Annotated in this window: 23 protein-coding genes; 6 read left to right on the top strand and 17 right to left on the bottom strand. The window is 44.0% G+C overall.

Features of this window, described 5'->3' with window-relative positions; all coding sequences use genetic code 11:
- Positions 1 to 212: 212 nt before the first annotated feature.
- The 5 genes from AC6ESO_RS25795 to AC6ESO_RS25775 are packed head-to-tail and all read right to left on the bottom strand — an operon-like array spanning position 213 to position 5,354.
- Positions 213 to 734: an MMPL family transporter gene (locus tag AC6ESO_RS25795; protein WP_497093890.1), complete on the bottom strand. Its 522-nt coding sequence runs from the start codon at positions 732 to 734 to the stop codon at positions 213 to 215.
- 25 nt (positions 735 to 759) lie between these two features.
- Positions 760 to 2,295, bottom strand: a complete 1,536-nt coding sequence (locus AC6ESO_RS25790) for an MMPL family transporter (protein WP_497093889.1) — start codon at positions 2,293 to 2,295, stop codon at positions 760 to 762.
- A gap of 31 nt (positions 2,296 to 2,326) precedes the next feature.
- Positions 2,327 to 3,475, bottom strand: a complete 1,149-nt coding sequence (locus AC6ESO_RS25785) for an NAD(P)/FAD-dependent oxidoreductase (RefSeq protein ID WP_497093888.1) — start codon at positions 3,473 to 3,475, stop codon at positions 2,327 to 2,329.
- 27 nt (positions 3,476 to 3,502) lie between these two features.
- Positions 3,503 to 4,210 (bottom strand): methyltransferase domain-containing protein, encoded by a 708-nt coding sequence (locus AC6ESO_RS25780; RefSeq protein ID WP_497093901.1) that lies wholly within the window; start codon positions 4,208 to 4,210, stop codon positions 3,503 to 3,505.
- Complete coding sequence (locus AC6ESO_RS25775; protein ID WP_497093887.1) at positions 4,203 to 5,354, bottom strand: type III polyketide synthase; 1,152 nt, start codon at positions 5,352 to 5,354, stop codon at positions 4,203 to 4,205. The genes AC6ESO_RS25780 and AC6ESO_RS25775 overlap by 8 nt, the downstream gene beginning before the upstream one ends.
- A 291-nt stretch (positions 5,355 to 5,645) precedes the next feature.
- On the opposite strand from AC6ESO_RS25775, the gene AC6ESO_RS25770 reads away from it, so the two are divergent.
- The gene (locus AC6ESO_RS25770) at positions 5,646 to 6,041 is read left to right on the top strand and encodes a YmaF family protein (RefSeq protein WP_497093886.1); all 396 of its coding nucleotides are present in this window, start codon (positions 5,646 to 5,648) and stop codon (positions 6,039 to 6,041) included.
- A 175-nt stretch (positions 6,042 to 6,216) separates the two neighbouring features.
- Here the strand turns inward: AC6ESO_RS25770 and AC6ESO_RS25765 are convergent, their stop codons facing one another.
- Both AC6ESO_RS25765 and AC6ESO_RS25760 read right to left on the bottom strand, forming a co-directional pair.
- The gene (locus tag AC6ESO_RS25765; RefSeq protein ID WP_497093885.1) at positions 6,217 to 7,323 is read right to left on the bottom strand and encodes an anti-sigma factor; all 1,107 of its coding nucleotides are present in this window, start codon (positions 7,321 to 7,323) and stop codon (positions 6,217 to 6,219) included.
- Positions 7,324 to 7,526: 203 nt separating this feature from the next.
- On the bottom strand, positions 7,527 to 7,781 hold the full coding sequence (locus AC6ESO_RS25760) for a DUF6886 family protein (RefSeq protein ID WP_497093884.1): 255 nt from the start codon (positions 7,779 to 7,781) through the stop codon (positions 7,527 to 7,529).
- 195 nt (positions 7,782 to 7,976) lie between these two features.
- On the opposite strand from AC6ESO_RS25760, the gene AC6ESO_RS25755 reads away from it, so the two are divergent.
- On the top strand, positions 7,977 to 8,921 hold the full coding sequence (locus tag AC6ESO_RS25755; RefSeq protein ID WP_497093883.1) for a ribose-phosphate diphosphokinase: 945 nt from the start codon (positions 7,977 to 7,979) through the stop codon (positions 8,919 to 8,921).
- Positions 8,922 to 8,968: 47 nt separating this feature from the next.
- Positions 8,969 to 9,109, top strand: coding sequence for a hypothetical protein (locus AC6ESO_RS25750; protein ID WP_497093882.1), 141 nt, complete (start codon positions 8,969 to 8,971; stop codon positions 9,107 to 9,109).
- 94 nt (positions 9,110 to 9,203) lie between these two features.
- Here AC6ESO_RS25750 and AC6ESO_RS25745 read toward each other — a convergent pair whose 3' ends face one another.
- Positions 9,204 to 9,647 (bottom strand): ASCH domain-containing protein, encoded by a 444-nt coding sequence (locus tag AC6ESO_RS25745; RefSeq protein ID WP_497093881.1) that lies wholly within the window; start codon positions 9,645 to 9,647, stop codon positions 9,204 to 9,206.
- A 634-nt stretch (positions 9,648 to 10,281) separates the two neighbouring features.
- Positions 10,282 to 11,376 carry an L-dopachrome tautomerase-related protein gene (locus AC6ESO_RS25740; RefSeq protein ID WP_497093900.1) on the bottom strand — a complete coding sequence of 365 codons (1,095 nt, stop codon included), beginning with the start codon at positions 11,374 to 11,376 and terminating at the stop codon, positions 10,282 to 10,284.
- Positions 11,377 to 12,092: 716 nt separating this feature from the next.
- Here AC6ESO_RS25740 and AC6ESO_RS25735 point away from each other — a divergent pair.
- Positions 12,093 to 12,935 carry an aldo/keto reductase gene (locus AC6ESO_RS25735; RefSeq protein ID WP_497093880.1) on the top strand — a complete coding sequence of 281 codons (843 nt, stop codon included), beginning with the start codon at positions 12,093 to 12,095 and terminating at the stop codon, positions 12,933 to 12,935.
- A gap of 623 nt (positions 12,936 to 13,558) precedes the next feature.
- Complete coding sequence (locus tag AC6ESO_RS25730; protein WP_497093899.1) at positions 13,559 to 14,578, top strand: zinc-binding alcohol dehydrogenase family protein; 1,020 nt, start codon at positions 13,559 to 13,561, stop codon at positions 14,576 to 14,578.
- A 701-nt stretch (positions 14,579 to 15,279) separates the two neighbouring features.
- Here AC6ESO_RS25730 and AC6ESO_RS25725 read toward each other — a convergent pair.
- The 6 genes from AC6ESO_RS25725 to AC6ESO_RS25700 form a co-directional block, all read right to left on the bottom strand.
- On the bottom strand, positions 15,280 to 15,933 hold the full coding sequence (locus AC6ESO_RS25725) for a P-loop NTPase family protein (protein ID WP_497093879.1): 654 nt from the start codon (positions 15,931 to 15,933) through the stop codon (positions 15,280 to 15,282).
- A 907-nt stretch (positions 15,934 to 16,840) separates the two neighbouring features.
- A complete protein-coding gene (locus AC6ESO_RS25720; protein ID WP_497093878.1) occupies positions 16,841 to 17,572 on the bottom strand; it encodes a sugar nucleotide-binding protein in 732 nt (243 codons plus the stop codon).
- Between the two features lie 30 nt (positions 17,573 to 17,602).
- A complete protein-coding gene (locus tag AC6ESO_RS25715; protein WP_091220364.1) occupies positions 17,603 to 18,445 on the bottom strand; it encodes a sugar ABC transporter permease in 843 nt (280 codons plus the stop codon).
- A complete protein-coding gene (locus tag AC6ESO_RS25710; protein WP_497093898.1) occupies positions 18,445 to 19,779 on the bottom strand; it encodes a carbohydrate ABC transporter permease in 1,335 nt (444 codons plus the stop codon). Before AC6ESO_RS25710 ends, AC6ESO_RS25715 begins: the two co-directional genes overlap by 1 nt.
- A gap of 82 nt (positions 19,780 to 19,861) precedes the next feature.
- Positions 19,862 to 21,172, bottom strand: a complete 1,311-nt coding sequence (locus tag AC6ESO_RS25705; RefSeq protein WP_497093877.1) for a sugar ABC transporter substrate-binding protein — start codon at positions 21,170 to 21,172, stop codon at positions 19,862 to 19,864.
- A gap of 410 nt (positions 21,173 to 21,582) precedes the next feature.
- Positions 21,583 to 22,581, bottom strand: coding sequence for a LacI family DNA-binding transcriptional regulator (locus AC6ESO_RS25700; protein ID WP_497093876.1), 999 nt, complete (start codon positions 22,579 to 22,581; stop codon positions 21,583 to 21,585).
- Positions 22,582 to 22,932: 351 nt separating this feature from the next.
- Here AC6ESO_RS25700 and AC6ESO_RS25695 point away from each other — a divergent pair, with 351 nt between their 5' ends.
- Entirely contained in the window at positions 22,933 to 23,337 is a 405-nt protein-coding gene (locus AC6ESO_RS25695) for a pentapeptide repeat-containing protein (protein ID WP_497093875.1), read from the top strand.
- A gap of 148 nt (positions 23,338 to 23,485) precedes the next feature.
- Here AC6ESO_RS25695 and AC6ESO_RS25690 read toward each other — a convergent pair whose 3' ends face one another.
- Positions 23,486 to 24,817 carry an ABC transporter permease gene (locus AC6ESO_RS25690; protein ID WP_497093874.1) on the bottom strand — a complete coding sequence of 444 codons (1,332 nt, stop codon included), beginning with the start codon at positions 24,815 to 24,817 and terminating at the stop codon, positions 23,486 to 23,488.
- Positions 24,810 to 25,712, bottom strand: a complete 903-nt coding sequence (locus AC6ESO_RS25685) for an ABC transporter ATP-binding protein (protein ID WP_497093873.1) — start codon at positions 25,710 to 25,712, stop codon at positions 24,810 to 24,812. The genes AC6ESO_RS25690 and AC6ESO_RS25685 overlap by 8 nt, the downstream gene beginning before the upstream one ends.
- Positions 25,713 to 25,743: the final 31 nt, after the last annotated feature.

The following is a 25,743-nucleotide window of genomic DNA, read 5'->3' as shown; positions in this document are numbered from 1 at the left end:
ACACCGATGCGTGCGCCTATCTCTCTGTAAGACTCTGCGCCATTTAAATAAGCCTTCACGGCTTGATACTTCTCATCTTCAGTAAACTTACTCAAAAAAACACCCCACTTGTTAGATGAGTCTAACAAGTGGGGTGCAGTTCAAAGCAGTGGTCCTTTTTTGTTAGTTTAACGGATAGGAACTAAGACATAAATTGAAATCTTGTGTCCGATTCATTTCAGCCACCTTGGCACCCACCAGTTCCATTTGTCAAACAATTTCATTAAAGATGGAACCAAAATCATCCTTATAATAGTAGCATCAATAAAAACCGCTGCTGCAATACCAATCCCCAATTGCTTAACCCCAATCACTTCCCCAAATGCAAACGGCACTGTAACCGCAATCATAATAGCGGCAGCTGAGTTGATGATCCTGCTGAGCGAAGCTAGCCCTACCAGTACCGCATGACTATTATCTTGTGTTTGTTGATATACTTCATAGATTCGCGATACTAGGAACACCCCATAATCCATACTGATACCAAAAGCTAATCCGAATATAAATACCGGGATCATAATCGCGATGCTGCTCGGTTCCATTCCAAAATGTCCTTCCACAAACATCCATACCAGAATGCCAAACGACGCTCCCAAACTTAGGAGATTCATCATAATCGTTTTTAAAGGGATGAGAATAGATCGAAAAGCAAGAAACAAGACGATATAATTGGAAATTAATATAAACAAGAGCACAAACTTGATGTTTTGAAATATGGCATCAAAAACTTCTTGTTTGGTACTTTGCTTCTCCTCCTAACATGAAATGTAGATCAGTTGACTCCCCCTCTTGCTCCTTAAGTCTGATCCAACTCCTGACTTGTTCAGAGTTTGGCTCCCCCTTTAATGTAACTTGGATGAGCATACTATTGTCATAGATAAATTGTTGAGTTATCCGCTTATTTTTCGCGAAAACGGAATCCACGCTCTGTACATAGGGATCAATCTTCAATTTTTGTACAAGCGTATAGGCGTCCTGCCAGTCAGCTTTCGTCAAGTTATCCTTTTTACCTTGAGCTACGATATACACGTTTGAGCTCTTAGGTGAAAGGAAATTGGAGAGGTAAGCTTCGAATGCCAGACGGGAATCATAGTACTGCGGCAAGGACGTTGCATCCGGAATCGTTACCTTCATTTTGTTTAAAGGCAGGAATACACTAATTAATACAAGTGAAGCCAATAGCGTCATTCGGACAGGTCTTTTAATCACAAAGAGTGATAAGTTATACCACGTATTTCTTCCTCTAGCATGCAGCGGATTGCCACCTGCTTGAATGACCGGCCACAAAACAGCTAAAAGAGCCGGAACTAATGATAAAGTTAACAATACCGAAACCGTGAGTACCGTCATCGCTCCTATTGCAATCGTAGAAAACATCGGAAGCGGTATAAACAATATCCCAATTAAGCCTAAACAGATACATACCGCTGAGAACAAGACAGCTCTCCCAGCTGTATGCATGGTCGTAATCAATGCTATTTCTGTCGAATCTTTCTTTAGCTCCTCTCGAAACCTGCTTACAAACAGCAAAGCAAAATCAATACTAAGAGCGAGCCCCACCATGGGAATGACATTGAGCACAAAGTTAGACAACTCGATTTGCGTTCCTATCATATACATGATTCCCATGCTGCCGGAAACTCCGATCATTCCGATTACAATGGGAATCATGGCTGGAAGGATTCCTCCAAAAGCCAGCCAAAGGATAATGAAGGCAACTGGAATTCCTATACGCTCTGCGTGGTTCAAATCATTCCGGCTTGCCCGATTTACATCATTTTGAACCACGGATTTCCCTGTCATTTTCACCGAGATATAACGATTATTCGGTAAGCGTCTGTTAATCTCGTCTAGCACCGATTTCATTTCATAGGTGTTATATTTAAAGGCAAGCAGTGCATAGGCGTAATTCCCTTTGAGCATTCCCTCGTTTCCCTGCGGCGATACGATTTCGCTAAGACCGTCAACTCCCCGCAACACAAACAAGGTTTGCTGTATGAAACGTTGGAATTGTTCGGAGGGTATGTTTTCTTTTTTTTCAAACAAAAGAATAACTGGATCCTTGGGGATGTGAAATTCGGAAGACAAAATATGCTCTACCTTAACATAATTCCCATTTGGCATTAAGCCATGATCCCTTAAAACCGTAGACAACTTCGGGGCATAATAGCCAAAGAAGATCAAGAACAAGGTCCAAATCAAAATAATCATTTTCGGATATCGATAGGAGATTGCGGCAAGCTTTTGAAACCCCATAACCTTACTCCTTTGTGCTCCTTTTTACTACCTATGAATGGCTTTCTTTTAACCTAGTCTTTTTAACTAATCCAAATGCCAATCCCGGTGTAAGTTGTGCTGCGTTTAATAGAATTCGGGGCAGGACCGGTAGACCGAACAGCCATTGAAGACGACGACCCCATTGCATGGGGCCCTTGAATTCCCTTTCTATGGACTGCGAATACTCCTGTTGCCACCTTGAGAGCGAAATCACTCCTCGGAGATATTGCTCTGCAAGAGGCGCGCACAATAAGGCCGAACGCAGTGCCATGGACATCCCATCTCCACAAAGCGGTGGAATCATTACAGCCGCGTCCCCTACGTGCGGGACTATATCCCATGGTAGCGGCTTTCGATTCAGATGAACGGGGGCAACGGCTGCTTGCGTTCCTTGGACCGGAACCGCATTTCTCAACTTTTGGTAAAGCCTAGCGTTCCGGTGACAAGCGGCATCAATTAAGCCTAAGATCGATTTTTCCGTGCTATGGAACGCCTGCCGTTTCAGCAGTGCCGCAACATTGAACAGCCCGCCTTCAATAGGGGAAATACCTAAATATCCGCCTTCAAAAAAATAGAGCTCTACAACGGGCTCCATTTCTATCCCGCTAAAGTGGGATTTCACGCCTATATATGTATTCGATGCGCTGCCATTAGGCCGATGACCCGGGAGACCCGAACGACAATTAGCACCCCATGCAGCAATAACGGCTCGAACTTGATAGGTTTGTCTTTCTTCTCCTTGTTTCGCCTGAATTAAGTATCCTTTGTCACTGGGAAAAACATTTGTCACCGTCGTTGCGGTATGTACATGGACACCAGAGCCTAACGCCGCGCGATGCAGAGTGGAATCAAGTAGAAATCGGCTCACCCCAAAAGCAGCACTGGGTAAAGGAATATCAATGGCATTCCCAGAGCTGATGATCAGACGTGTCCTATTAATCAGGCTAGGCTGCAGTGATTCTAAAACTCCTTGCAAGCCTAACGCATTCAACATGCTCTGGGATTCAGGGGAAAGAAATTCTCCACAAACCTTATGTCGTGGAAAATGAGCACGATCAATCAGAACGGTTTCGAAGCCCCGATCCGCTAAAGACTTAGCCAAACTGCTGCCAGCGATTCCTGCACCAAGAACCGCTACATCCCGGATGTGATGCATCATATTCATCTCCAAGGATCCGAATTAGACCTAGCTTTTCCAGATGACGACCACATATCGAAACAATGGTCTCCAGGCAAAGAACATCTTAGATATGTTCAAAGCACTCCTAAGATTCTTCCAATCCTCCGAACGAAAACCTTTAGCCACGGATAGAGGTCCGTCGTTAACGATATATCGGTTATTGGAGACGATTCGCGCCGTTAGCCAAACAGCGATCCACGGAAGCCAATGTCGGTGGATGTCATTGATCACAACACCTAATCTGGACGCCTTAAGCATGCTTTTCACAATCTCGGGCATCTCATCTGAAGCAAAATGATGAATAAACTGTGTTCCTGTGATCACATCGGCGCAACCTTCCGGAAGCTCAAACACATCATTTCGCATCACATGTATCCGCGGTTCCTTCAGATAAAACAGCCTAGCCTCTTCACAAGCTTCTTCTGTAATATCTACCAGCGTGATTTTTAGATCGATCCGGTTCTCATCCGCCCATCGCAAGATGTGCTTGTTCACATCTCCGGACCCTGAGCCAATATCCAAGATTGAAAAACGATTCGGTTTTCCCGCTTCCGTCCATATTCGCTGTACTCCGTAGAGCGTAGGCGAAGCCGCACCGAAGATCCGGTTAAGGATTCGAAGATGATGCAAGGCTTCCCTAAGCTCTGATCCCCCTGAAGAAAAGTCATCCATCAACTCTTGTTCAATAGCTCGATGCCTGAACCTTCTAAACATGCGCTTCATTCAGAAACTGATCTTGAATAGTAAAGGCTGGGAGGTAAGTGATTTGAATCATCTCGCAGGTAAGGCCTGGTCCGAATGCAATGGATATGCCGTTTAATGGCCCAGAATCACGGCTTTCAAGCTCCTGCCGCATTTCATTAAGAACGAATAAGATGGTGGCAGAGGACATGTTTCCATATTTGCGTAATACGTTGCGGCTAGGCTGGGCTTGTTCTTCCGTTAATCCATACAGCTCTCCCATCGTGTCTATGATACCCTTGCCACCGGGATGGATTGCCCACAGATCCGGTAATTGCCCGCCGTTGATCAGATGCTCGACTTGTTCCGGTATAAATCTGCTTATCAATTTAGGGATGTTCGTCGAGAGATAAAGATCAAAGCCATAATTGCCAACCTCCCACACCATCTCTTCCGCACAGTCAGGCAATAAAATGGAATGTTCGTTTCCTAATTGATAAATACCGTTACAGTTAGGTCTAGTGGAACCTACAATGCATGCTGAAGCGCCGTCGCCGAAAAAAGAAGCGCCGAATAAAGCCTCTCGTTCACTGGATGGCTGAATGTGGAGTGTGCATAACTCAACGCAAACAATCAATACTTTGGCGGAGGGATTTCCTGATACGATCTGCCGTGATAGGCAAACGGCCTTCAATCCAGCAGCGCAGCCTAGAAAGTTTAGCGGAATCCGATTGACAGTGGTCGATAGCCCTAACTGTTGGACCAAAGCGGCATCCAGACCTGGGAGAAACTGCCCTGTGCAGCTTACCGTGATCAGATGAGTGATGTCAGACAAATCCACCTTCCCATCTTCTAGCGCTTTTCTCGCAGCGCGCAGTCCTAATGGTACGGATTCTCGCTTATACGTTTGCATTCGCTCGGCGGTTGAGGGAATACTTCGATTTGATTCTTGTGAGAAGTAGCGGCAATCTTCAGCGGATTCCAGCAGGTTTGGTTCACAGGTGTAGCGGGCTTCCACCCCGCAATGCTTGAATATTCTTTTTACCCAGCGTGCAGAGTCGGGAACCTCACTCAATGCCTGAGCTAATCTTTGTGACGTATCAGCTTGATCGAGACGGAAATCCGGCACGGCTGTGCCTATTCCCAGAATCGCAATACCTGGATCCGCTTGTTTCATTTCCTAGTTCATCCCCTCGCGTATTTCGATAGTGTTCGGACATGCACTACTTTAAACATATGTATTCGTATAATCTAAACCTTATGATGGAAACCAATTCGTCATCGCAAAAAGCAGCTCCCGCTAGCAGAGCTGCTTTGGTAATACGTTGTAGCTTATTATTTAGATAGTTCTACTATTTCTAATGGCTTTTAGCTGGCCCTTCAAGCACTAGGCGAATGCCGTTTCACTCCTCAAGGAAAAGACCATACACTATCCCGAGAAATCAAACTTCATGAAAGGAGATCATCCATGAAAATTCCGATTAGCGGTTTCATTTTAGAATCCGGTGAAGATGATTCTCTCCACGCCCACAAGCTCTTTATCACTTCATGGGACGGCAGCCCTCGTCAAGTTCATATTCATTCGTTGTCCGGGATGACCACTGTGAACGACGGACACTCGCACCAATACGTGAATTGGACCGCTCCCTCCCCTACCGGTGTCCCTCATGTTCACAGCTATAATACGGTCACGTTTGTGAGCCAAGGCCACACCCATACGATACAAGGAACTACAGGTCCAGCGGTCCCCCTTCCTAGCGGAGGACACTACCATCAGTTTGAAGGCTTTACGACGGTCGATGGCCGCAACCCGCATTCTCATGGCTACAACGGGCAAACAGGCGTCGACGTCAGCAGCATGTAAGCGTGTTACGTATTCATTACTCAAATAGAAAAGCCGCGAAGGCGGTTTTTTTTGTGTCTGCCTAACTCGTACCGTAGTTGTCCTTCGTATTAAACGAACAATTCAAAAGACCATGCCAACTCTTCCCTATCACTAACTGTAACTATCGTTCCCCGTTAGTTCAATTCGATGAGCACTAATAACTGAATTCAGTTCCGATTGCATCTTGCTGATCCCAGTTCCACCAATCTACGGCTCCTACGAATGGTGAATTCACTTTATTCTCTTCTTTCAGCTTCAGAAGTTCCTTCGTTGGACCAGTAAGTACAGCGCCATAAATCTTAACCCCGTTCTTTTGTAGATAAGCATATCTCTGTTGGAGGGTCACGTGAGTATCGAGGTGAAGGGTAGAGAGTAATATATTCGTCCATTTGGGATGTTCAATTAAGTATTGTATCTCGTTCATATAGGCATTGGCTCTACGCTGACCTTCCCCGTTCACTTCAATTGTGAAATTCCCACCACCGTTTTCTCCATAGCTTAAAGCATTCGGCGCATAGCCGAACACAGTTCCATTTCCAAGGCGTTGGTGTTGTATCGACAATTCTTTTTCTATGCCAGTATCGATTGCCAACCACACTGTCATCACATCATATTTCTTGATGAGATCAAAATATTCATCATGAGTCATTGGATGATCTAATGAAATTGCAAGTTGGGCGACTGTTCCTTCAGGCAATTTCTGAAGCGTTTTCCAACCATTCGGATTTAGGGATGTTTTGGACCCTTTAGTGTCATTCCCTACGGGATAATTGAAGTTAAAAGGTGTACTGTGTTGACCATTGTTCCAATTAAATTTTCCAGTGAGCTTTGAAAAAACAAAGTTGTCTTGAAAAGTGCCAACTGTACGTTGCTCACGTCCAACTTGTTCATTCAACCTGAACATAAAGGTCCATGAAAAATAACTGTTTTTTCCGGTAGAGGATGAAACCGTAATACCCGGTTTGTTGAACTGAATAACATCAGCCGTTATCCGTAATGCCGACTGGGTATTAGGCTCGAACCACCGGGTAACGAAAAGTGAGTTAGAATACATATACCCTGTAAGAATGAGCCCAACCAAAAATATCGTTAATAACGATATAAGAAAAACAAATAGTCTGCTCCTCCGTTTTCCTTTTTTCAAAATGCGTGTTTGTACATCTTCCGGTAAGTAAATCGGAGAATCTTGCTCTAGTTTATCTGCTTTTAAGCGCATGATTAGGTTACGATCCCATTCCTCATCGTCACGTTCATTGCTCATGTCCTTCACTCCTCCTCATACATTGCTTCATACAATATTACCACGATCTGGAAAGGACGTTTGTTACAGTCCTTTTAAAAAATAAATGTATTATCTGGTCCCAATATCAAGTACGGCTGTTAATATGAAAAAGACAGCTGATTAATTTCAGCTGTCGATCATGGTTTGTATTGAGCTATAGTTCTCCGATAGTGGAGAAGAATTTAGTTGACTCTTTGTTCAGCAAAACCCATTCTACACATGGACCAATTGAAACATGTTTTTTTGACCCTCTCACATAATTGCCATAAATTATTAATTATTCGCACTTCAACATTTCGCTGTATTAATTCCCCAAACAAATCATTCACAACAAATTTATTGACTGGTTTTTGGGGCTTCTCGCTCACGTAATAACCTGCGCAGCTAGCCTGTTTTTCGCATCCGGCTTCTTCTACCAATTCGTGCAGACCTGACACATATAATACAAGGTTCTGTTGGAAGTAAAGTCTACACAGACTTCTCAAGACTGTTCTTAATTTGCGGGTACGGGTAATTTTGAATTTATAAAGGTAAAGGATATAATGGGACTAACTAAAGAGCCGAGGAGTTCGGAGGACTTTCTAACAATCTGCAGGAATTGCACATCAATTCTTATAGGAGGGGTCAAGCGGATGCAAAATGTAAAAATATTTTCCGGTTCATCGAACCGCCCGCTCGCGGAAGAGCTATGCCGGCAGCTTAATGTTCCGCTTGGAGATATTGAGATTTCCAGGCTGCAAAGCGGAGAAATCAGCTTACGTTATATCGAATCGATTCGCTCTGCTCATGTCTATATCGTTCAATCCTTATCTCATCCCGTAAATGAGCATTTAGTCGAACTCATGATTATGATTGATGCTGCAAAACGGGCTTCAGCCAAAACGATTAATATCGTTATGCCGTATTACGGCTATGCTCGTCAGGAACGGAAAGCTGCCCCGCGCGAACCAATTTCTGCGAAGCTCGTAGCCGATGTGCTGACAACTGTAGGCGCTGACCGCATAATTACGGTTGATCTTCATGCCGATCCGATTCAAGGCTTTTTCGATATCCCTGTTGATCATATTACCGCTTTGGATCTCATCACGGACTATTTGAAGTCAATGAACATTAAGAATCCGGTAGTTGTTTCACCTGACGCTGGTCGGGCAACAACCGCTGAGAAGCTCGCCAACTATATGGACTGTCCGTTTGCCATTATGATTAAGAACCGCCCTGCTCACAATAAGACGAAGATCACTCATATTATCGGTGAAGTCGAAGGCATGACTCCGATTATTATAGAGGATTTAATCGATACAGGTGGTACGATTGTGAATGTTGTTGAGGCGCTGCATAAAAGAGGAGCGAATGACGCCTATATTTGCGCAACACATGGGTTGTTCTCGGATAATGCGCTCGAGAAGCTGTCGCATCCCTACATTAAAAAGGTCGTTATTACGGATACCATCGCAATTGATCCAAACTATTCGGATAAGTTCGTTGTACTTCCAATGGCTGAGCTTCTCGCAACTGCGCTTCAAATTATTAATAATGGCGGATCGATAAATAAACTGTTTAAGACGAAGCAAATGTAAGGAATCGGTGAGAGTGAGAGACATGAAAAAAAGCAAGCGGCAACTAAATGACACTTGCTTTTTTGCTTCCGGGTAATGGTCGTCACGTAGTCGTCGGTGTCGATGAACTCGGTGAAAATTTTGCGGCGGATATCGTCGATAAGAATTTCGCTATCGATGACGCGGTTGCTTTTACGACGACGCTTTAGCCAGTCGTAGTAGCCCTGCTGGCTTACCTTAAGGAGACTGCAGAGTAAGTGAGTGGTCAAGTCAGAACCTCCATTAATTGATTGTTTACATAGGTCAAATCATTAACTCTTCGCCTATCGGATATTCCCATAGTCCCAGTTTTCCCTTCACTGGAATATAGGGCTTCAGCAGACGGAAACCCGTTATTTCCCACGCAAAATAACCTGGACTGTAATCGCCTAACAGGAAGTCATCCCCCGTCACGACCTTCCCGCAATCCAGAATGGCTGACGTATGATTAGCTTCGATGACTTGATAACAATTCGTAAGCTCGCAAGTTGCAAGGATAACCCCCGTAGGGAGGTTTTGTTCCGTATAGCCATTCTTGGCGAGTAAAGAACGGATGGGTTCATATTTGCAGGCCTGCTTATCGACTTTCTGGCTTGCATGAATGGCCAACGGACCGCGATACCGGGTCTTCCAGGATCTTGTTTCATAGAGAGTCTCGTCTTGGACAAGCAGAGTCGCCCACGGTTGAATCATGGATAATACTTTCATTCCTCTACGCTCCATTACTGTTCATAATGAAATACTATTCCCCAAACATTCTCCAGACTTTCCATACTCTCCCCACTTCACCCATAAAAAACCTTAAAAAGAAAAAGCTGTCTTCAGAAATCGTGAAAATAAAGTAATTAAATTAGTATCAATAATAAGTTCATATTGAAAAATAGAGTTGTTTATCGGTAGCAAAAGCACAGATTATCGTGTGGTTTAAAACAACAAAAGAGCCCAACCTTGCTATATAGCAAAGTTGGGCTCTTTCGGATCGTGTGACTGGTTGCCGGTATGGCGTCGCTGAACTATCGTGCCCGTTAATTCAGTATTCTAATACTTTTGATTTCTTTATCAGCGGATTAAGTATTCCTCGTGGTGTTTAGGGACCCGGATGAAAAACAGCGTTTCCCCTCCAGCATCTCTTGTAGCTTTCACCAACGACGATTTCTAAGCTGCTTCCTTGGACATTTATTATGAACCGCTCGGGAGGTGTTTCTATATTTAGCTCCACTCTTCAGCTAACGCTCCCCGAAGAACAGGCTGCCGAGCGGCAGCCTCCAAATTCTTAATAACCCTAAAGTCAAAAAATACATTTTCTATGCAAATAGAGTCAACTTTGAAAGCGAGATATTTACTAAAAGGTAGAAGCAGGTGGTTCGTCTATTTTCATACGGAGTAAACTGTAAGGCTTCTGCCGCAGGTCATTTCCATAATGAAATCTTGACTGCCGATGTAATTGATTGACGATGAAATACAAGTATTGATCTGGACCAATAGAAAAAGTATCCGGCCATAAAATTCTCGGATCATGTGCGATGGTTTCCATAATTCCATCCGACAATATCTTTCGAATACTATTGTTTTCATAGTCTCCAGCGTAAACGTTTCCTTTTGCATCGGTGATCATTCCATCTGAAGCACCTTTTTCTCCCCAATACTTCACGTGATAATGTAAATTCATATCCGGTATCGTTCGATCTCTTAGGGCTTCCGTTGAAATAGAGTACAGATGACGACTGGAGAGAGGACAAAAATACAACATCTTGCCATCCGGGGAAATCGCTATGCCATCGGATGCCAATCTAAAAGGTGAAGTAGATCCGTCTTTGTTTCGATTCATCAGAACTTTACCTTCAACTTTCGGTAAGAGATAGAGATCGGGCGAAGTTGAATTTGCTCCGTTTAACCGTCTCCAGGCATAACCGGTTTCTAAATCAACGACAATAATGGCTCCTGGTCCTCGGGAAGACGAATCCGTTATATAAGCATAACCTGCTTTACCAACACGGAAGTCAACTCGGACATCATTCAGATAAGTGGTTGGCAGGACAACATCTTCCGTAAATGTATATACCCTTCTTATAGTATTTGAATTTAAATCTACAGCGACCAACTTCGCCCCCCCTTTGATGGGTTCTGAGAAATTAGGAGCTCCCGTATCCAATATCCAAAGCGTACCATTTCCATCAGCAACGACACTTTGGACACTAATGAGGGACGTTGTGATATTCGATGGGCTTACCACATTAGCGTCTAAACTAGGATAAGGCTGTAATGTATCGTGAACGATTTCAGCCACCGTAAATTTAACGTCGTCTCCCCATTTCGGAAAGCAAATGAAAATACGCCCGGTTTCAGAAACAGCTACGCCTGTAGGCATGGCTCCGTAAAATAAAAAAACGGCCTCAAACTTACCGAAATACTTTTCACTCGGTAACATCACTTGTATAAAATCCTCCTCAACAGGTTCGAACTGCTATCACCTATTTATATGACTGAATGTGGTTCAATTGCCTGGATAATAAAATTATATTACGGGAACCCCGCAAGTTCGTATCTTTGACGGACAGCTAGTAAACGATGTTGTGTTTTTGCCAAGTATCACTGCCCACGAAAGTATAAATAAAAAGAAGTACACTATACAAAGGAACCTTCTTCCTTATACAAGCTACGGTCTGGACATCGAACGAAATTTATTGCTGCTAGTCTGGTTTGTGTGTATAACCACCATCTATTTTCTTGTTTCAAGAGCAACAGCTCATGAATTTATGTTGTGCTTTCTTGCATGTCAGACTGTGGTATGGACCGTAGAAATGCTGCTCGTTCACTTTGATTTGGTGGCCTACATGTAAAGTGAATTTCCCAAAGCTTTAGATATGAATATCACGTTCAAAGTGGTGTGGACGCCTGTTGCGAGCGGTCTTTATTACATCTACAGATCTCGTGCGAATAAGTGTTCTGTTCTGAGAAAATAAAGTATTTGACTGCCCCTAGAAATGGAACAGCAGCAGTCATGGACATGAACATAAAGTCCTAGACTGCTGCTGTTTTTTGAACTAATGTGCCCGTTAAGCACCTCAGGTATATGACCCTGCGTGATATGCCAGAGTGAATAGGACGTGGCGCTGCGGGAAAAATATTGTAAAAAAATAAGGGGGTGGGCGCGTGGTAACCCTTCCTGATGGGACGTCTTTGCCCAGAATCGGTCAAGGTACGTGGTATATGGGGGATGAGCCGTCCAAGAAAAATGAAGAGCTTCGCACGTTAAGACGCGGTGTGGAGCTTGGATTGAACCTGATCGATTCGGCTGAAATGTATGGCGACGGCAGATCCGAGTCCTTGGTTGGAGAAGCGATCGAAGGGATACGAGATCAAGTGTTTCTGGTATCTAAAGTGTACCCGCACAACGCGGGACTGAATCGCATCGCCGGCAGCTGCGAACAAAGCTTGAAGCGGTTAAAGACGGACCGCCTTGACCTTTATCTTCTTCACTGGAGAGGAAGCATTCCTCTAAGCGAAACGGTAGAAGCGATGGAGCAGTTGGTCGAAGAAGGGAAAATTTTGCGATGGGGCGTCTCGAACCTGGACACGGACGATATGAAAGAACTGTTCGACGCGGCACGAGGGACGCATTGCATGGTCGATCAGGTGCTGTATCATCTCGGTTCCCGCGGCGTAGAATACGACCTGCTTCCTTGGTTGCGAGAGCGAAAAATCCCGATGATGGCCTACAGTCCGCTCGCCCAAGCGGGCACTTTACGAAGAGGGTTGGTTGAGCATCCAGCGGTTAAGGAGATTGCCGATCGACATGGCGTGAAGCCGCTTCAGATTCTCTTGGCTTGGTGCATTAGAAGCGGTGACGTGATTGCCATTCCTAAGGCGTCGACAGCAGCTCATGTCGAAGAGAATGCGGAGGCAGAACGGATTAAGCTTACCGAGGAAGACTTGGGGATGTTGGATGAGGCGTTCCCCAAACCGACAAGAAAGGTTCCGCTCGACATTATTTAAGAAAGCCTTCACATGAAAGTTCCCGCAGGTTAGACTTGTTTGATGGATTTCCGAATTTCAAACCCGCTGCTTTTCCGTCAGTTTCGACAACTGTAGCACATCTCTCCATGTTCTCTCTTGTAGTACATGCGGCACGATGAGCGGAGGAGCATCGGCTATTCTTTATTCCAGGGATTATCGATATATCTTGGTTTATGTATGTACGGATTTTTCCTTCTGTTGAACGCCCCCGCGGGCAAGCTTGCCAATAGGGAATAATCCTCAAGCAAAGAACGATGCTTTCGCATGTTCGCTTACCTCAAGATCGAACAAGGTACCTCTCACATCCATATTTTCTTAAATTAGATTCTGTTAATTCACCATCATATTTCCATAGATATTCTCCATTATCCTGCCAGATAGTTGAACAGGTTGCCGGCATTCTGGCTACCTGTTCGTCATGATGCTATCGTTATCCGTTAGCGCAAGTAATTACTACCATATTAAATGGTTAGAAATAAGTATGTGATATTCCCTCTTCTCCGTATGGTTCCCCGCGCTGTTTGTAACGGCTAACAGTATTTTAATCATTATCTTACAAAGGGTATACTAGTAAGGAAAGGATGTGGTTTATTATAGCTACAATGAAGGCGGTAGGACTAACCCGATACCTTCCAATTGAAAATCCAGAAAGCTTAGTAGATGTAGTTGTGGAGAAACCAAGTGCGACGGGTCGTGACATTTTGGTCAAAGTTATCGCCATATCGGTCAATCCGGTTGACACTAAGGTACGTGCGCCTAAAGACAGAGTTGAAGAAGTTCCTAAAATTTTAGGTTGGGATGTTGCAGGAATTGTTGAAGAGGCGGGACTGGACTGCTCGTTGTTCCGTCCGGGGGATGAAGTTTTTTATGCGGGCAGCATTGCACGACAAGGCGGAAACAGTGAATACCATCTGGTTGATGAACGGATTGTAGGGCGCAAGCCAACTTCCTTGAATTTCGCGGAAGCGGCAGCTCTTCCTTTAACCTCTATCACAGCTTGGGAAGCATTATTTACCCGAATGTCGATTTCTCAAGATTCGGGCGCCAACGAAGAAAAATCCCTGCTGATCATCGGGGCAGCTGGGGGTGTAGGGTCCATTGCCATCCAGCTTGCAAAACAAGCGGGGCTCATTGTAATCGGGACTGCTTCCCGGCCGGAAACCGTCGATTGGGTTAAATCAATGGGCGCCGACTATACCATTAATCACCATGACCCGCTCCTTCCGCAGCTTGAAGCAATTGGGTTTTCAAGCGTTCCGTATATTTTCTGCCTGAATGCTTTGGAAAAACACTGGGCCGGCATCAGCGAAGCCGTTTCTCCCCAAGGAGTCGTTTGCGCAATTGATGATCCTACCTCTCCGCTCAACCTCAAATTGCTTAAGCAAAAAAGCGCCACCTTCGTGTGGGAGTTTATGTTTACGCGCTCGCTTTATGAAACGGATGATATGATCGAGCAACACTTGCTGCTCAATCTGATAGCTGATGCTGTGGATCATCAAAAATTGAAGACAACGCTCGCCGAAGTACTTGGACCGATCTCAGCAGAGCATCTTCGCCAAGCCCACAAGCTATTGGAGAGCAACAGGACGATTGGCAAGGTTGTTCTAGAGAATTTTGTTTAAACACCTGTTCTTGGAAAGCACACAATAGAATTCCCTTGCCCAATAAGCAGGTGATACGTTAATTCGCAAGAAAAAATAAGTTAGAGCCGACTGCTGTTTGTAGTCGGCTTCAATTTTGCAATAAGAAAACTTGAAAATATTTATGATACGGTTCTTCATATCATGTTTGAAGCGAAATTTTTAAGTACCCTTGAAAGAGTTCCATATATTGGGTAAGAGATTTGGGGAGTTGAGGGGTTTGAACCCTGTCCGACAATATCGGCTTCAACGGGGCTTTTCGATGGAGAATATGACTGTCCAAAACGCCTTTTTCGGTTCTCCCACTTCGTTAAACAACAACGGCCAGTTTATTCTTCCTTTTACGAGGGATAGTTCAACCAACTTGTCTTGTCAGTAACTCCCCAGAATGTGACACCCGAAATTAAATCCCGGTGTATTATTTTAGAAGAAATTCAAATATTCTTTGTACCTTTGTGCCTGCTTATCCAGCATTTCTGACGTTGGCTCGGTGTAGCGAATCACTTTTGTTGTCTTATAATAAAGTTGTTTAAAACATCCGCGATAAAAGCAATAAAACCGGCCTAAGTGGCGGGCCGGATAAGAAATAAAGTTGTTTAAAATCGTATTGAACTAACGTTTCCTGTTAGTGTAATGCAAATTTAATCTTCATCGATAACAATGTAGGGCTCAATAGATCGAGATTACATTGATAGTAATTCGTCAGCAAAATCTTCAACAATAGATTTGCTCCGAACTGGTATCAGTGTTATGCAATCATGTTGTTTCAAGAACTCAGAACAAAACTTTAATCTCCCTTTAATAATTTCCTTCACGGAATCTTCCAGCCAGGGGAAACAAAATATAGACTGGTCTTGGAGTAAACCAATGGCAGTCGAAGCATTCCAGCGCTCGTTACTGATATACTTCATTTTTCTCTCCAGTCTAGTGGGAGCAAGATCGAACTTTTCAATCATATCATTCACCGTAAACTTACTTGTTGAAGCACTTTCAAGCTGCTCCTGAATTGTTAGCTCCTTTCCAGATAGTAATCCTAGAAAGTTCTTTTTTCTGGGTAACCCTTCTCCAACATACCACCCGTATGAAGTTAGTACATCGGGTTTTATTAGCTCTCCATTTATATAAATATCACCAGAATAACCCGTTGCTTTTCCTGATAAAAGATAAGATAAAGCCCATCCCCCTTCACCCGGTTCACTAACTATTGCATAAACATTACCAGGCATAAATGTATATGAAAAATGGTTTAATCGATCCACCCATGATTGCAAATTCATAATGCTGGTTTTACAAGTTAAAGAGCTATCTTTTAATTCAATACTATTAACCTTCGCCATTATTCGAAACCCACCACCCTTACATTAGTTATTATTGCTGTTCCGTTTACATGCATTGGAGGTTCCAGCTACAGTTTCAAAAACACCTGATTCTTGTTATTCCATTAAACTCCGAAATATCTCTCCTCGACTATCGGTCTCCGTTAGCTTAAGAAATTGTTACTATAATATTCTGTATTCAGTTAGTTAATTGCCTGCTTTAAGCAAACAAATTCTTTATAGCTTCGAGTGGAAATGGGATCAATTAGGAAGTTCTCTTAGCCATTTCTGTAACGATTGCGTATTATTCTGTTCGCGTATCGGCTAAAAGCGTCATTCCTTATTCTACTCAAATAGAAAAAGTCTATTTTAGTTACCTCGATGAAGGTGAACTGAATTTCTACTTGATCGAATTCAACAACAAAAATCAAACAGAGCTTCACCAAATGACAAATATATTAGAATCTGTTTCATATACGAGATCGTTTGGTAGCAAAAACATAAGAAATGATGGTAAATCGTTTATGATGATTATTTTCTATCGAGACCATGACGGTAAACTACACAATTATGATTTAGATATCAACGAAAAGGGCTTTGTTGTAAGCGATAAGAAGAAATACAAAATGGTAAACAGGGAACAGGTAGTGTTCCAGCGGCTATCTACATGGCTGCTTAAAAATGGTATTAAACAACCAATTGGATCTTCCACTTCGATTGGAAATTAAACTAAACTGCCCGTTACTTCAACAAACGAGAAGGAGCCGCCATAGCAAGCTCCTCGTCTTTCGTGTCCTCCGCCCCAGAACCTTCCAGTGCAACTTATTGTAATGAAGAAACTAACAACATGCACAAAATGCTGAAATACCATTCGCGCGAATGGCATTTCAGCATTTTTACGCCTTTCCGCTATCTTGCAGAGCACTTTCTAAGAGAAATCAAACGGCTTCATATTAATACGGTCATCATACATCCGGTCATCTCGGACCAAAGCATTCGTCTCGACAACCTTCCAGTCCTGCTGGTGCAGTCGTTTCAAATAGAGAACAATGTCATAGAACGAGTATTTGCGATTCGAGTTCAGCAGGTACGTGCTGCTTTGGTAATTCAGGGCGATGTCCACGATCGCTGCCGCGGTGTCCTCTAGAAAGCTGCAGGAAGGATACCATTGCGAGCTAGCCTCGATGCATCCATTGTCCCGATGGCCCCTGCATAGGAAATCAAACATATTGTTGGATCCTGTTTCGGAACCGATTTGCCAGCCTAGCCGAAGAATATAAGCTTCAGGATATAACTCCTTCAGCAGTTTCTCGCATTGAATCTTATAAACGCCGTAGCTATTTTCCGCGTCAGGAATGCTCTCAGGCGTATATGGCCCCGTTTTGTCCTCCGAGTACACCGAAACCGTGCTTGTGAACACAAGTTTTATTCCGAGTTTCTTTGTTGATTTTGCAATATACTCCAACCATTCAATAGGACCGGTTGCAATGTGGAAGAAAATATCCGGTTTCGTTTCTTCAATGAACCGATATACCTCTTCTTCGTTATCGATGTCTACTAACTCACGGTTCCAGACCGTGACATCAATATTTCTAGACTTCAATTCTCTGTTCACATACGGCGCCACAGCTCCGTTATTTCCTGTAATCATAGCCTTCATCGTATACAACTTCCTTTGCTAAGTTATTATTTACCCTTTATTAGCTCCTGCCTTTAAGCCTTCCACCATGTACTTCTGAAGAAGCAAGAAAATGATGGTGATGGGAACGGCAACTAGCACGGCGCCGGCAGCAAATGTAGTAAACTCAGTATTCGAGCGATCGCTAATCAATTCAAACAGACCAATTGCGAGTGTCTTGTTCTCGGGCGAGCGTATGACAAGTCTTGCAAATATAAAATCCATCCAAGGACCAATGAAATTACTGACCGCAACGAATACGAGAATCGGCACCGACATCGGCAGCATGATTTTAGTAAACACTTTCGTGTTTGATGCTCCGTCTATCTTGGCTGCTTCCTCCAAACTGCGGGGCAAGCCGTCAAAATACCCTTTTACCAGCCAGGCGTTGAACGGAATAGAGCCGCCGGCATACACGAGAATCAATCCCCACAGATTGTCCAATAAATTGATCTGCAGCAGCAGAATGTAGATGGCGATCATGCCCATAAAACTAGGAAATATTTGAAGCACAAGCATCGTCATTAAGCCGTAACGGCGGCCGGGAAACCGAAACCTCGAAAATGCGTAGGCGGCTGTCACAATCAGCACCGTAGACAAAATCATATTGAAGAAGGCAATCATCAATGTGTTCTTGAACCAGAGCCAATACGGCGTTTCCGTAAACAGGTGTCTAAAGTGCTCCAATGTAATCCGCTTTGGAATGAACGTGCTAGCATATAAGCTATCACCGGGATTCAAGGAACCAGATATAATCCAAGCGACAGGGTAAACAACCAGTATGACGGTAATGGATAAAACAATGTAAATGGCCGACAGTGTTACGACTTCCATAAGCGACGTTTTTCTCGTCATCATGACAGCATATCCTCTTCCTTAAAGACTTTCGTTCTTCGGAAATTCCAAATTGAGAGTGCTGCAATTATTATGAAAACAATAATAGAAACAGCTGAAGCTACATTAAACTTGCTATTGTCTAAGGTCAATTTGTAGATCCAACTGATCAAAATGTCAGTTGAGCCTGCATAGCTGTACTTGCTGTCTACCGGACCACCCATATTAAGCAGGTAAATGATATTGAAATTATTAATATTTCCAGCGAAAGACATGATGAGCAGAGGCAGCGTTGAAAACATGACAAGCGGCAACGTAATTGACTTAAACTTGTTTAGCGTAGATGCTCCATCTATTTCCGCAGCTTCATAGAGTTCCTTGTCAATTCCCGTCAACACGCCCGACATGAGAATGAGCCAGAACGGAAAACCAATCCATATATTAGTAATGATAATTGCCGTCTTCGTCCACATGGGGTCGGAAAGCCAAGGAATTGGGCTGATAGACAACATCTTAAGATATTGGTTCAATGGACCGAATGCTCCGTTGAAGATATTACGGAAAATAAGCAACGAGATGAACGTTGGAATTGCCCACGGAAGAATCAGAATGCCCCGCCAAAGTTTTTTGAATCTTACTTTCCGATAGTTAATCATTAGAGCATATAGCAATCCAACACCGAACGTTGTCACGGTTGAAATGACCGCCCATACAATCGTCCATGCAAATACACCATAAAAGGTTTGGCTCCATGATTTCAACGTAATCAGATCTTTAAAGGTATCCAGCCCAGTCCAGCTCACAAGGTTTTTGGGAGGAAGATGATCGGGACCGGAATAATTCGTAAACGCGATCAGAACTCCGAACAGTAATGGCAATATTGTTAAAAATGCCGTGAAAACAATGGAAGGAATCAGCAACATGTATGGAAACCCTTTTTCCCTGATGTTCTGAACCATCTCTTTGAAAGAATTGACGTGCAAGCCAGCCTCTCGCCGTTTACCAACTGCATGCGCGTCCCGAATATTCAAATAGTACACGAATAAGAACAGAGCAAGTGTAATGATACAAATGATCCCGGTAATGAGAAGAAAGATGGAATGATCCCCGATTGTAACAATACGCCCTCTGCTTCTAACCTGCGGCTGATCTCCAAGCGTTATCACGCCTATAATGCCTTTCATGATGGGGTGACTCATTATTAGGATGAAATAAATCTCAAGTAGAAAAAAGCCGATTCCCTTTACATATTGACGATTATAAATTTGACCCATACCCATGAAAAGGGTTGAAAGAATTGTCCCCCAAACTACATGTACACGATGTTTTCCTGTTCCTCTTTCTATAGCCTCCATTGGTTGCAAGTTCGTAAATCACCTTCCCGTGTATATTACGAACTACTGTAAAAGTACATACAGTAGTTCGCGCACGCTTCCTTTATTTTGCGGCTGCAAGGGAGTCCTTAAGATTGGCAACCGCCTGATCCAATGCCGTCTTGGGATCTGCATTCTTATTCCAAATGAGATTATACGCTTGCTGCATCGGCACCCACATCGAATTGTTTGCAGGAATGTTCGGCATCGGAACGGAATATTTCACCTGCTCCATGAATGGCGCTACGTTAGGATCGTTTTTGATTGCATCGCTTTCCCAAAGGCTCTTTATAGCGGGAATCTGACCAACCATTTCAAAACGCTTAAGCAGCATCTCCTCCGAAGTGGCATACTGCGCCAGAAGAGAAGCAGCATCCGGGTATTTGCTATAGGAACTCTGATAAATGGATTTTACATTGGAGAAGCTTTTCGGATGCTCACCCGTTTCAAGCAGAGGGAACGGTACGATGCCGAAATTCACACCCGCTTCTCGAATGCTCTTTAAGTCCGGTGGAGCACCAATCCGAAACATCAGCTTACCTTCATTGAACATGGAACTGATAATATCAAACGTCATATCCTCTACGCTTAATGGCAATATTTCTTTGTGTATGCGTTGCAGCAAGTTGCCGGCCTTTATCGCACCATCACCATTCAATCCCGATAGGTCGGTTGGGTCTGTATTGTTACTGCCAAACACATAACCACCATAACCCGCAAGGAAGGCATGGACATAATAGAAGTCATCAGCCTGCATCATAAAACCGAATTTATTTTGCTTCGCATCCGTGAAAGACTTTGATTGTTCAATCAATTCATCCATCGTCGTAGGAACTTCCTTGACCAAGTCTTTATTGTATAACAGCGCATAAGTCTCAATACTTAACGGATAGCCATAAAGAATGTCCTTATAGGAAGTGCCGTCTATCGCTTCCTTAACAAACATTTCTTTATACTCATCAGTAAAATAATTTTCCATAAGTACACCTGATGCTGCTAGCGTTCCTGTGTTGTTATGGGCGGAGGTAAATAAATCTGGTCCCAACCCGGCTGGCCCATCAGTCTGAAGTTTTTGAAACGCATCAACCGTAGATTGATCTGTATATTCAATTGCCACGCCATATTGTTTTGTAAATGCATCCCCTACGAATTTCATCCATTCCAAATCTTCTTTATTTCCCCACCACCGAATCGTTGCCCCTTCCTCTGGTTTCAAGCTTTTTTCATTCTCCGCCGACTGACCGGCGGCCGATGCCGGCTCGCTGGCAGATGTGCCGCCGTTGTTTTTGGAAGCACTTTCATTATTGCCATTGCCACAAGCCGCCAAAGTAAGCATAACAATCATCGCAAGAATGAGACTTGATATCTTTTTCATGTTAACCTCCCAATATCGATTTTTTTCATTCAACCCACCTGATCATTTTTCACGAAAACAACGGATACCGGCTAACTCTGCTCACCTCCTTGTCCATAAAATTGATCATCGCAGTGATCGATTTGAATCTTGGTCCATCATAACAACCCTCTATAATATTGTCAATTATTTATCGATAAATTATCGATAAATAATTGAGTTTTATGTTCGCATCCATTGCGAAAAAAAAGCACAATAAAAGGATGAGACGCCTGGACTTTCAGGTGTCTCATCCTTCATTGTGCTGCTGTAAATTCCATCAATATTCACATGGAAAAAAATCCGCCGAACCCGTTCGGCAGAAAAGTTGGCGCGATATCATGTCCGTTTCTGTCATCATAAGGGAATAGCTAGCCGCTCCGGCTATCCAGCTATTCAGCTTTGCTATTAACGGTTGCCGTAGATTCCCTAACCACCAGGTACGAAGGCTGCAACGACATATCCAGTCGGTTGTCTTTCATTAGCAGCTCCAAAACAATAAAGAGCTTCTCTCCCATATTACCGAGATCCGTATGAATCGTGGTCAATTTCGGCGTGATGTAGCTTGATAATTTGATATCATCAAATCCGACTACGCTGATGTCTCGCGGAACGTTAAGCCCCATCCCCTTTAATTCCTTAATCGCACCAATAGCGAGCATGTCGTTGCAGCACATAATCGCTGTCACACCCATGCTGACTAAATTACGTGCTAAGGGAGCCGCCGATTCCTCCGTAAAGTTACCGTTGCATACAAGTTCAGGGTCAAATGCAATTCCGCGTAACGCAATACTGCTGATATAACCACCCAACCTTTCCTTGCATACATAGGCGTCATTCTGACCGTTAATAAAACCGATGCGAGTGTGGCCCAGATCAACCAGATGATCGATCGCCAGTTTCATCCCTTTCATGTTGTCGCAGCATACGCTGGCAACCATTTGGTTTTCCAGGAAGTTATCTAGAATGACCACAGGATGGCTTGTCGTTTTCAACTGTTCGAAATAAGGATTGAAATTGCTTAAACCTAATATGACGGCACCGTCGAATTGATATTCATTCATCAATTCATCGAAGGATTTCGAATGATTCAGCGTATAATCCAGTGACATTATAGATACTTCATGCCCGCTATGAATCGCATTACGCTTGAAAGCCATCATGACCTCATAATCGAAATACTGCACATGATTATCCTCCGGCTGGTCGATGAAGACGCAAATCCGTTTGTGATTATCTCCTTTCCGCTTGGCAACATAGCCCATGTTAATCGCCGTTTTCAATATTTTCTTTTTCGTTTCCGGATTTACGTCCTCTGCGTCGCTTAAAGCTTTATATACCGTGCTTACTGATATGTTCATTTTCTCTGCAATTTCTTTGATTTTAGCCACAATAGCAGCACTTCTCTTTCTCCTTGAAGTCATGATTTCACTAAATTAAACAGAATTATCAATATCATTATGCCAAAAGCTACTCTCAGTTGCTAAACTAAGGACTTTCAGCATGTTCTTAGGCCTATAATTCTTATTATATCATATGGAGGAATACACCAAAACTTCATGAATATTACCCTATAGCGATTTCTCCCCTGCCGCCATTATAACAAGAGTCTATAATACTGTCAAAAATTATCGAAAATTTATCGATAATTTTTTTGTTATCTGTCTGTTAGCATTCATAGCATTTTCGGATCCTAACCTGGTGACCGGTATTATAACTAAGAACCGTTGGATTTGCAAAAGGTGGATATATCAGGTTCTAAGTGGCAGGAGGTTAGAGCTGAGGAACTTGTCATTGATAATGTCAGCTTGGCAAAGACAAAAATAAATAACGTAAACATGAGTGGAATGACTTTGAATGATGTTAATCTGTCGAGATTAAGCATTAGGGATGCTAATTTTAGCAACGCTGTTATTGACCACATCCATTTATTTGGAACGGAATTTCATAATGTGGTTCTCCCAATGGAAGGGGAAGGAAATTACCATCCCGATGGGCATTATAAACCAGTAAGTTTTCATAACTGTAACCTCTCCAATGGGCAATTAAGAAATTGTGATTTATCAAATGTTGATATAACTGATTGCGACATTACTGCATTAAATATAAACGGTATCTTGATTTCTGATTTAATCAAGAATAAATAAAGATAAAGGCTACGAAATTCAATAAAAGAGAAGTTCTATCCAAAGAAACCACTCCATTATCAGGAGTGGTCTTGTCTTTATATATTGATGTATATTTTGTATTCAGACTGTACTTTGTGTTTAGAACAAAACCTCCATTGTCGATAGCTTACTTATAAGCACGCATCGCTTTGAACAGCTCTTTCATCGAAGGCTTCTTCCCATACATCAGCACGCCTGCGCGATAAATCTTCGCGGACAACCAGCCTGCTGCCAGAATGGAAGCCAGCAGCGTTGCAATGGACAGCCATACTTGCCATAGCGGCGGATCGGACAGGCCGAGCCGGGAGACCATGGCGTAGGGAGCGAAGAAGGGAATAAACGAGCACACCTTCATGAGCAGCGAGCCCGGATTGTTCATTCCGCCGAAGATGCAGATGTAGAAACCTGCGAGCGACAGCATCGTAATGGGCAGCACCGCCTGGCCCAGATCCTCCGTGCGGCTGACGATGGAGCCGACTGCCGCGAAGAGCGTAGCGAACAAGAAGTAGCCCGTCAGGAAGAACACCAGCGCATAGGTGACCAGAACCGGATCGATATCGTTCAGCGATATACCCAGATCGCCGAGCTTATCACTATTCTGCGGCAAGGTCATGTTGATTACAATGACCACGATATATAACGCCAGCTGCAGCAGCACGACGAGAAACATCCCGAAGATTTTGCCGAACATCGCTTTCAGGGGCGAGACGCTTGTGATGAGAATCTCCATGACGCGGGAGCTCTTCTCCGCTGTAATCTCGCTTGCGATCATTTGACCGCTGATCATAATCGCCATGAACAGCATGATAATGATCACGTATACCGTTCCGAAGTCCATGCCTTGCTGGGCCTTCGTCTTCCCTTGTCCAATTGATCCTGCACCTTCCACAGTGGAAATTTGCACGGAATCCAGCTCAATCGGCTTCGTCAGGAGCGCCTTCACATCGTCGCTCAATCCGCCTCCGCCAATGACCGCCTCCATCTTAACCACCTGAAGTGCAGCGGACAACGACGACGACACCTTCGATTCCATCAAGCTCTCGGACTTATACGTAATGGCAGGGAAATCGCTCTCCTTGCCTGGCGAGAATTCGATATAGCCGTGAATGACATCATCGGCAATGGCTTTCTTCAGTGCCTTCTCGTTTGCATCTGCCGAACCGGCGTCTGCAATGGGAACCAGTTTCAGTTCTGGCTTCTCCTGCTTCCCATAGTAAGAATTCAGCATATCGGCAATTCGCGTGGAGGTGAACAGCTCTGATTTGGCTTTCTCACTCGTGCTGTCCAAGTAGCCAACCGCAGTCGGCTTCCCTTCGCCGCTAAATTGAGAGATTAAATACGGCAAATTGATAACAATACTCATGATGACCGCAATGATAAGCGTCGTAACGAGAAAAGCTTTCCCTCTCAGCTTGTTCTTCGCCGTAAAGCCTACAACTGTCCAGAAACCGCTATTCATGGCTCTCACCTACTGTCTTAATAAAGATTTCATTGAGCGTTGGTTCCAAGATTTCAAAGCGCTGCACGCCGGTTTGCGCCATGGCCAGCTCCAGCACGGGGCGACCCGCCGCCTCGTCATTGATCAGCAGCTCATAACCATACTCCTGCCGTTTCACGTTCATGACACCGCCAACCGATTCAAGGCCGGCAACGTCGCCGTCCGTTGCCAGAATAATGCGCTCCCGCGGAAACTTCTTCTTAATGGCTTTCAGATTACCTTGCAGAACCGTGTTCGATTTATGCAAAATCGTGATGTTGCGGCACAGCTCCTCCACATGCTCCATCCGGTGGGTCGAGAACAAGATACATGAACCGGCATCGCGCAATTCCTTAACCGTCGACTTCAGCAGCTCCACGTTGACCGGATCCAATCCGCTGAACGCTTCATCCATGATAACGATGCGCGGCTGGTGGATGACGGCAGCGATGAACTGGATCTTCTGCTGATTCCCCTTGGACAGTTCCTCTACCTTCTTGCCGTAGTACTCCGGTACGCCGAACCGATCCAGCCAGCGTTTCAGGTTCTGATCGGCATCCCGCTTGGACATGCCGCGCAGCTGGGCGAGATAAATGATCTGATCGGATACCTTTACTTTCGGGTACAGCCCTCGTTCCTCGGGCAAGTAGCCGAGTCCCTTCAACTGCTCTTTCCCATACGCTTTGCCATCATATCGAATGCTGCCGGAATCCGGATAGATCAGACCAAGTACCATACGCATCGTCGTTGTTTTCCCGGCGCCGTTGGCACCAAGCAGTCCATAAATTTCCCCCGGCGCAACCTCGAGGCTGATGCCATTTACTGCCGTCTTATCTCCATATTGCTTATAAACTTGTTCAATCGACAACGCATTCATCTTCTATAAAACTCCCCTCGCATGTTCGATA

It is taken from the genome of Paenibacillus rhizoryzae (assembly GCF_059686995.1).
This window is presented reverse-complemented; position numbering and strand designations above follow the sequence as displayed.

Coding starts and splice junctions, on each gene's coding strand:
- AC6ESO_RS25775 (WP_497093887.1), bottom strand. CDS start 5,354: ATGAAACAAGCGGATCCAGGTATTGCGATTCTGGGAATAGGCACAGCC.
- AC6ESO_RS25725 (WP_497093879.1), bottom strand. CDS start 15,933: ATGGCGAAGGTTAATAGTATTGAATTAAAAGATAGCTCTTTAACTTGT.
- AC6ESO_RS25710 (WP_497093898.1), bottom strand. CDS start 19,779: ATGGAGGCTATAGAAAGAGGAACAGGAAAACATCGTGTACATGTAGTT.
- AC6ESO_RS25720 (WP_497093878.1), bottom strand. CDS start 17,572: ATGAAGGCTATGATTACAGGAAATAACGGAGCTGTGGCGCCGTATGTG.
- AC6ESO_RS25765 (WP_497093885.1), bottom strand. CDS start 7,323: ATGAGCAATGAACGTGACGATGAGGAATGGGATCGTAACCTAATCATG.
- AC6ESO_RS25705 (WP_497093877.1), bottom strand. CDS start 21,172: ATGAAAAAGATATCAAGTCTCATTCTTGCGATGATTGTTATGCTTACT.
- AC6ESO_RS25715 (WP_091220364.1), bottom strand. CDS start 18,445: ATGACGAGAAAAACGTCGCTTATGGAAGTCGTAACACTGTCGGCCATT.
- AC6ESO_RS25780 (WP_497093901.1), bottom strand. CDS start 4,210: ATGTTTAGAAGGTTCAGGCATCGAGCTATTGAACAAGAGTTGATGGAT.
- AC6ESO_RS25730 (WP_497093899.1), top strand. CDS start 13,559: ATGAAGGCGGTAGGACTAACCCGATACCTTCCAATTGAAAATCCAGAA.
- AC6ESO_RS25685 (WP_497093873.1), bottom strand. CDS start 25,712: ATGAATGCGTTGTCGATTGAACAAGTTTATAAGCAATATGGAGATAAG.
- AC6ESO_RS25770 (WP_497093886.1), top strand. CDS start 5,646: ATGAAAATTCCGATTAGCGGTTTCATTTTAGAATCCGGTGAAGATGAT.
- AC6ESO_RS25690 (WP_497093874.1), bottom strand. CDS start 24,817: ATGAATAGCGGTTTCTGGACAGTTGTAGGCTTTACGGCGAAGAACAAG.
- AC6ESO_RS25755 (WP_497093883.1), top strand. CDS start 7,977: ATGCAAAATGTAAAAATATTTTCCGGTTCATCGAACCGCCCGCTCGCG.
- AC6ESO_RS25750 (WP_497093882.1), top strand. CDS start 8,969: ATGACACTTGCTTTTTTGCTTCCGGGTAATGGTCGTCACGTAGTCGTC.
- AC6ESO_RS25785 (WP_497093888.1), bottom strand. CDS start 3,475: ATGATGCATCACATCCGGGATGTAGCGGTTCTTGGTGCAGGAATCGCT.
- AC6ESO_RS25745 (WP_497093881.1), bottom strand. CDS start 9,647: ATGAAAGTATTATCCATGATTCAACCGTGGGCGACTCTGCTTGTCCAA.
- AC6ESO_RS25790 (WP_497093889.1), bottom strand. CDS start 2,295: ATGGGGTTTCAAAAGCTTGCCGCAATCTCCTATCGATATCCGAAAATG.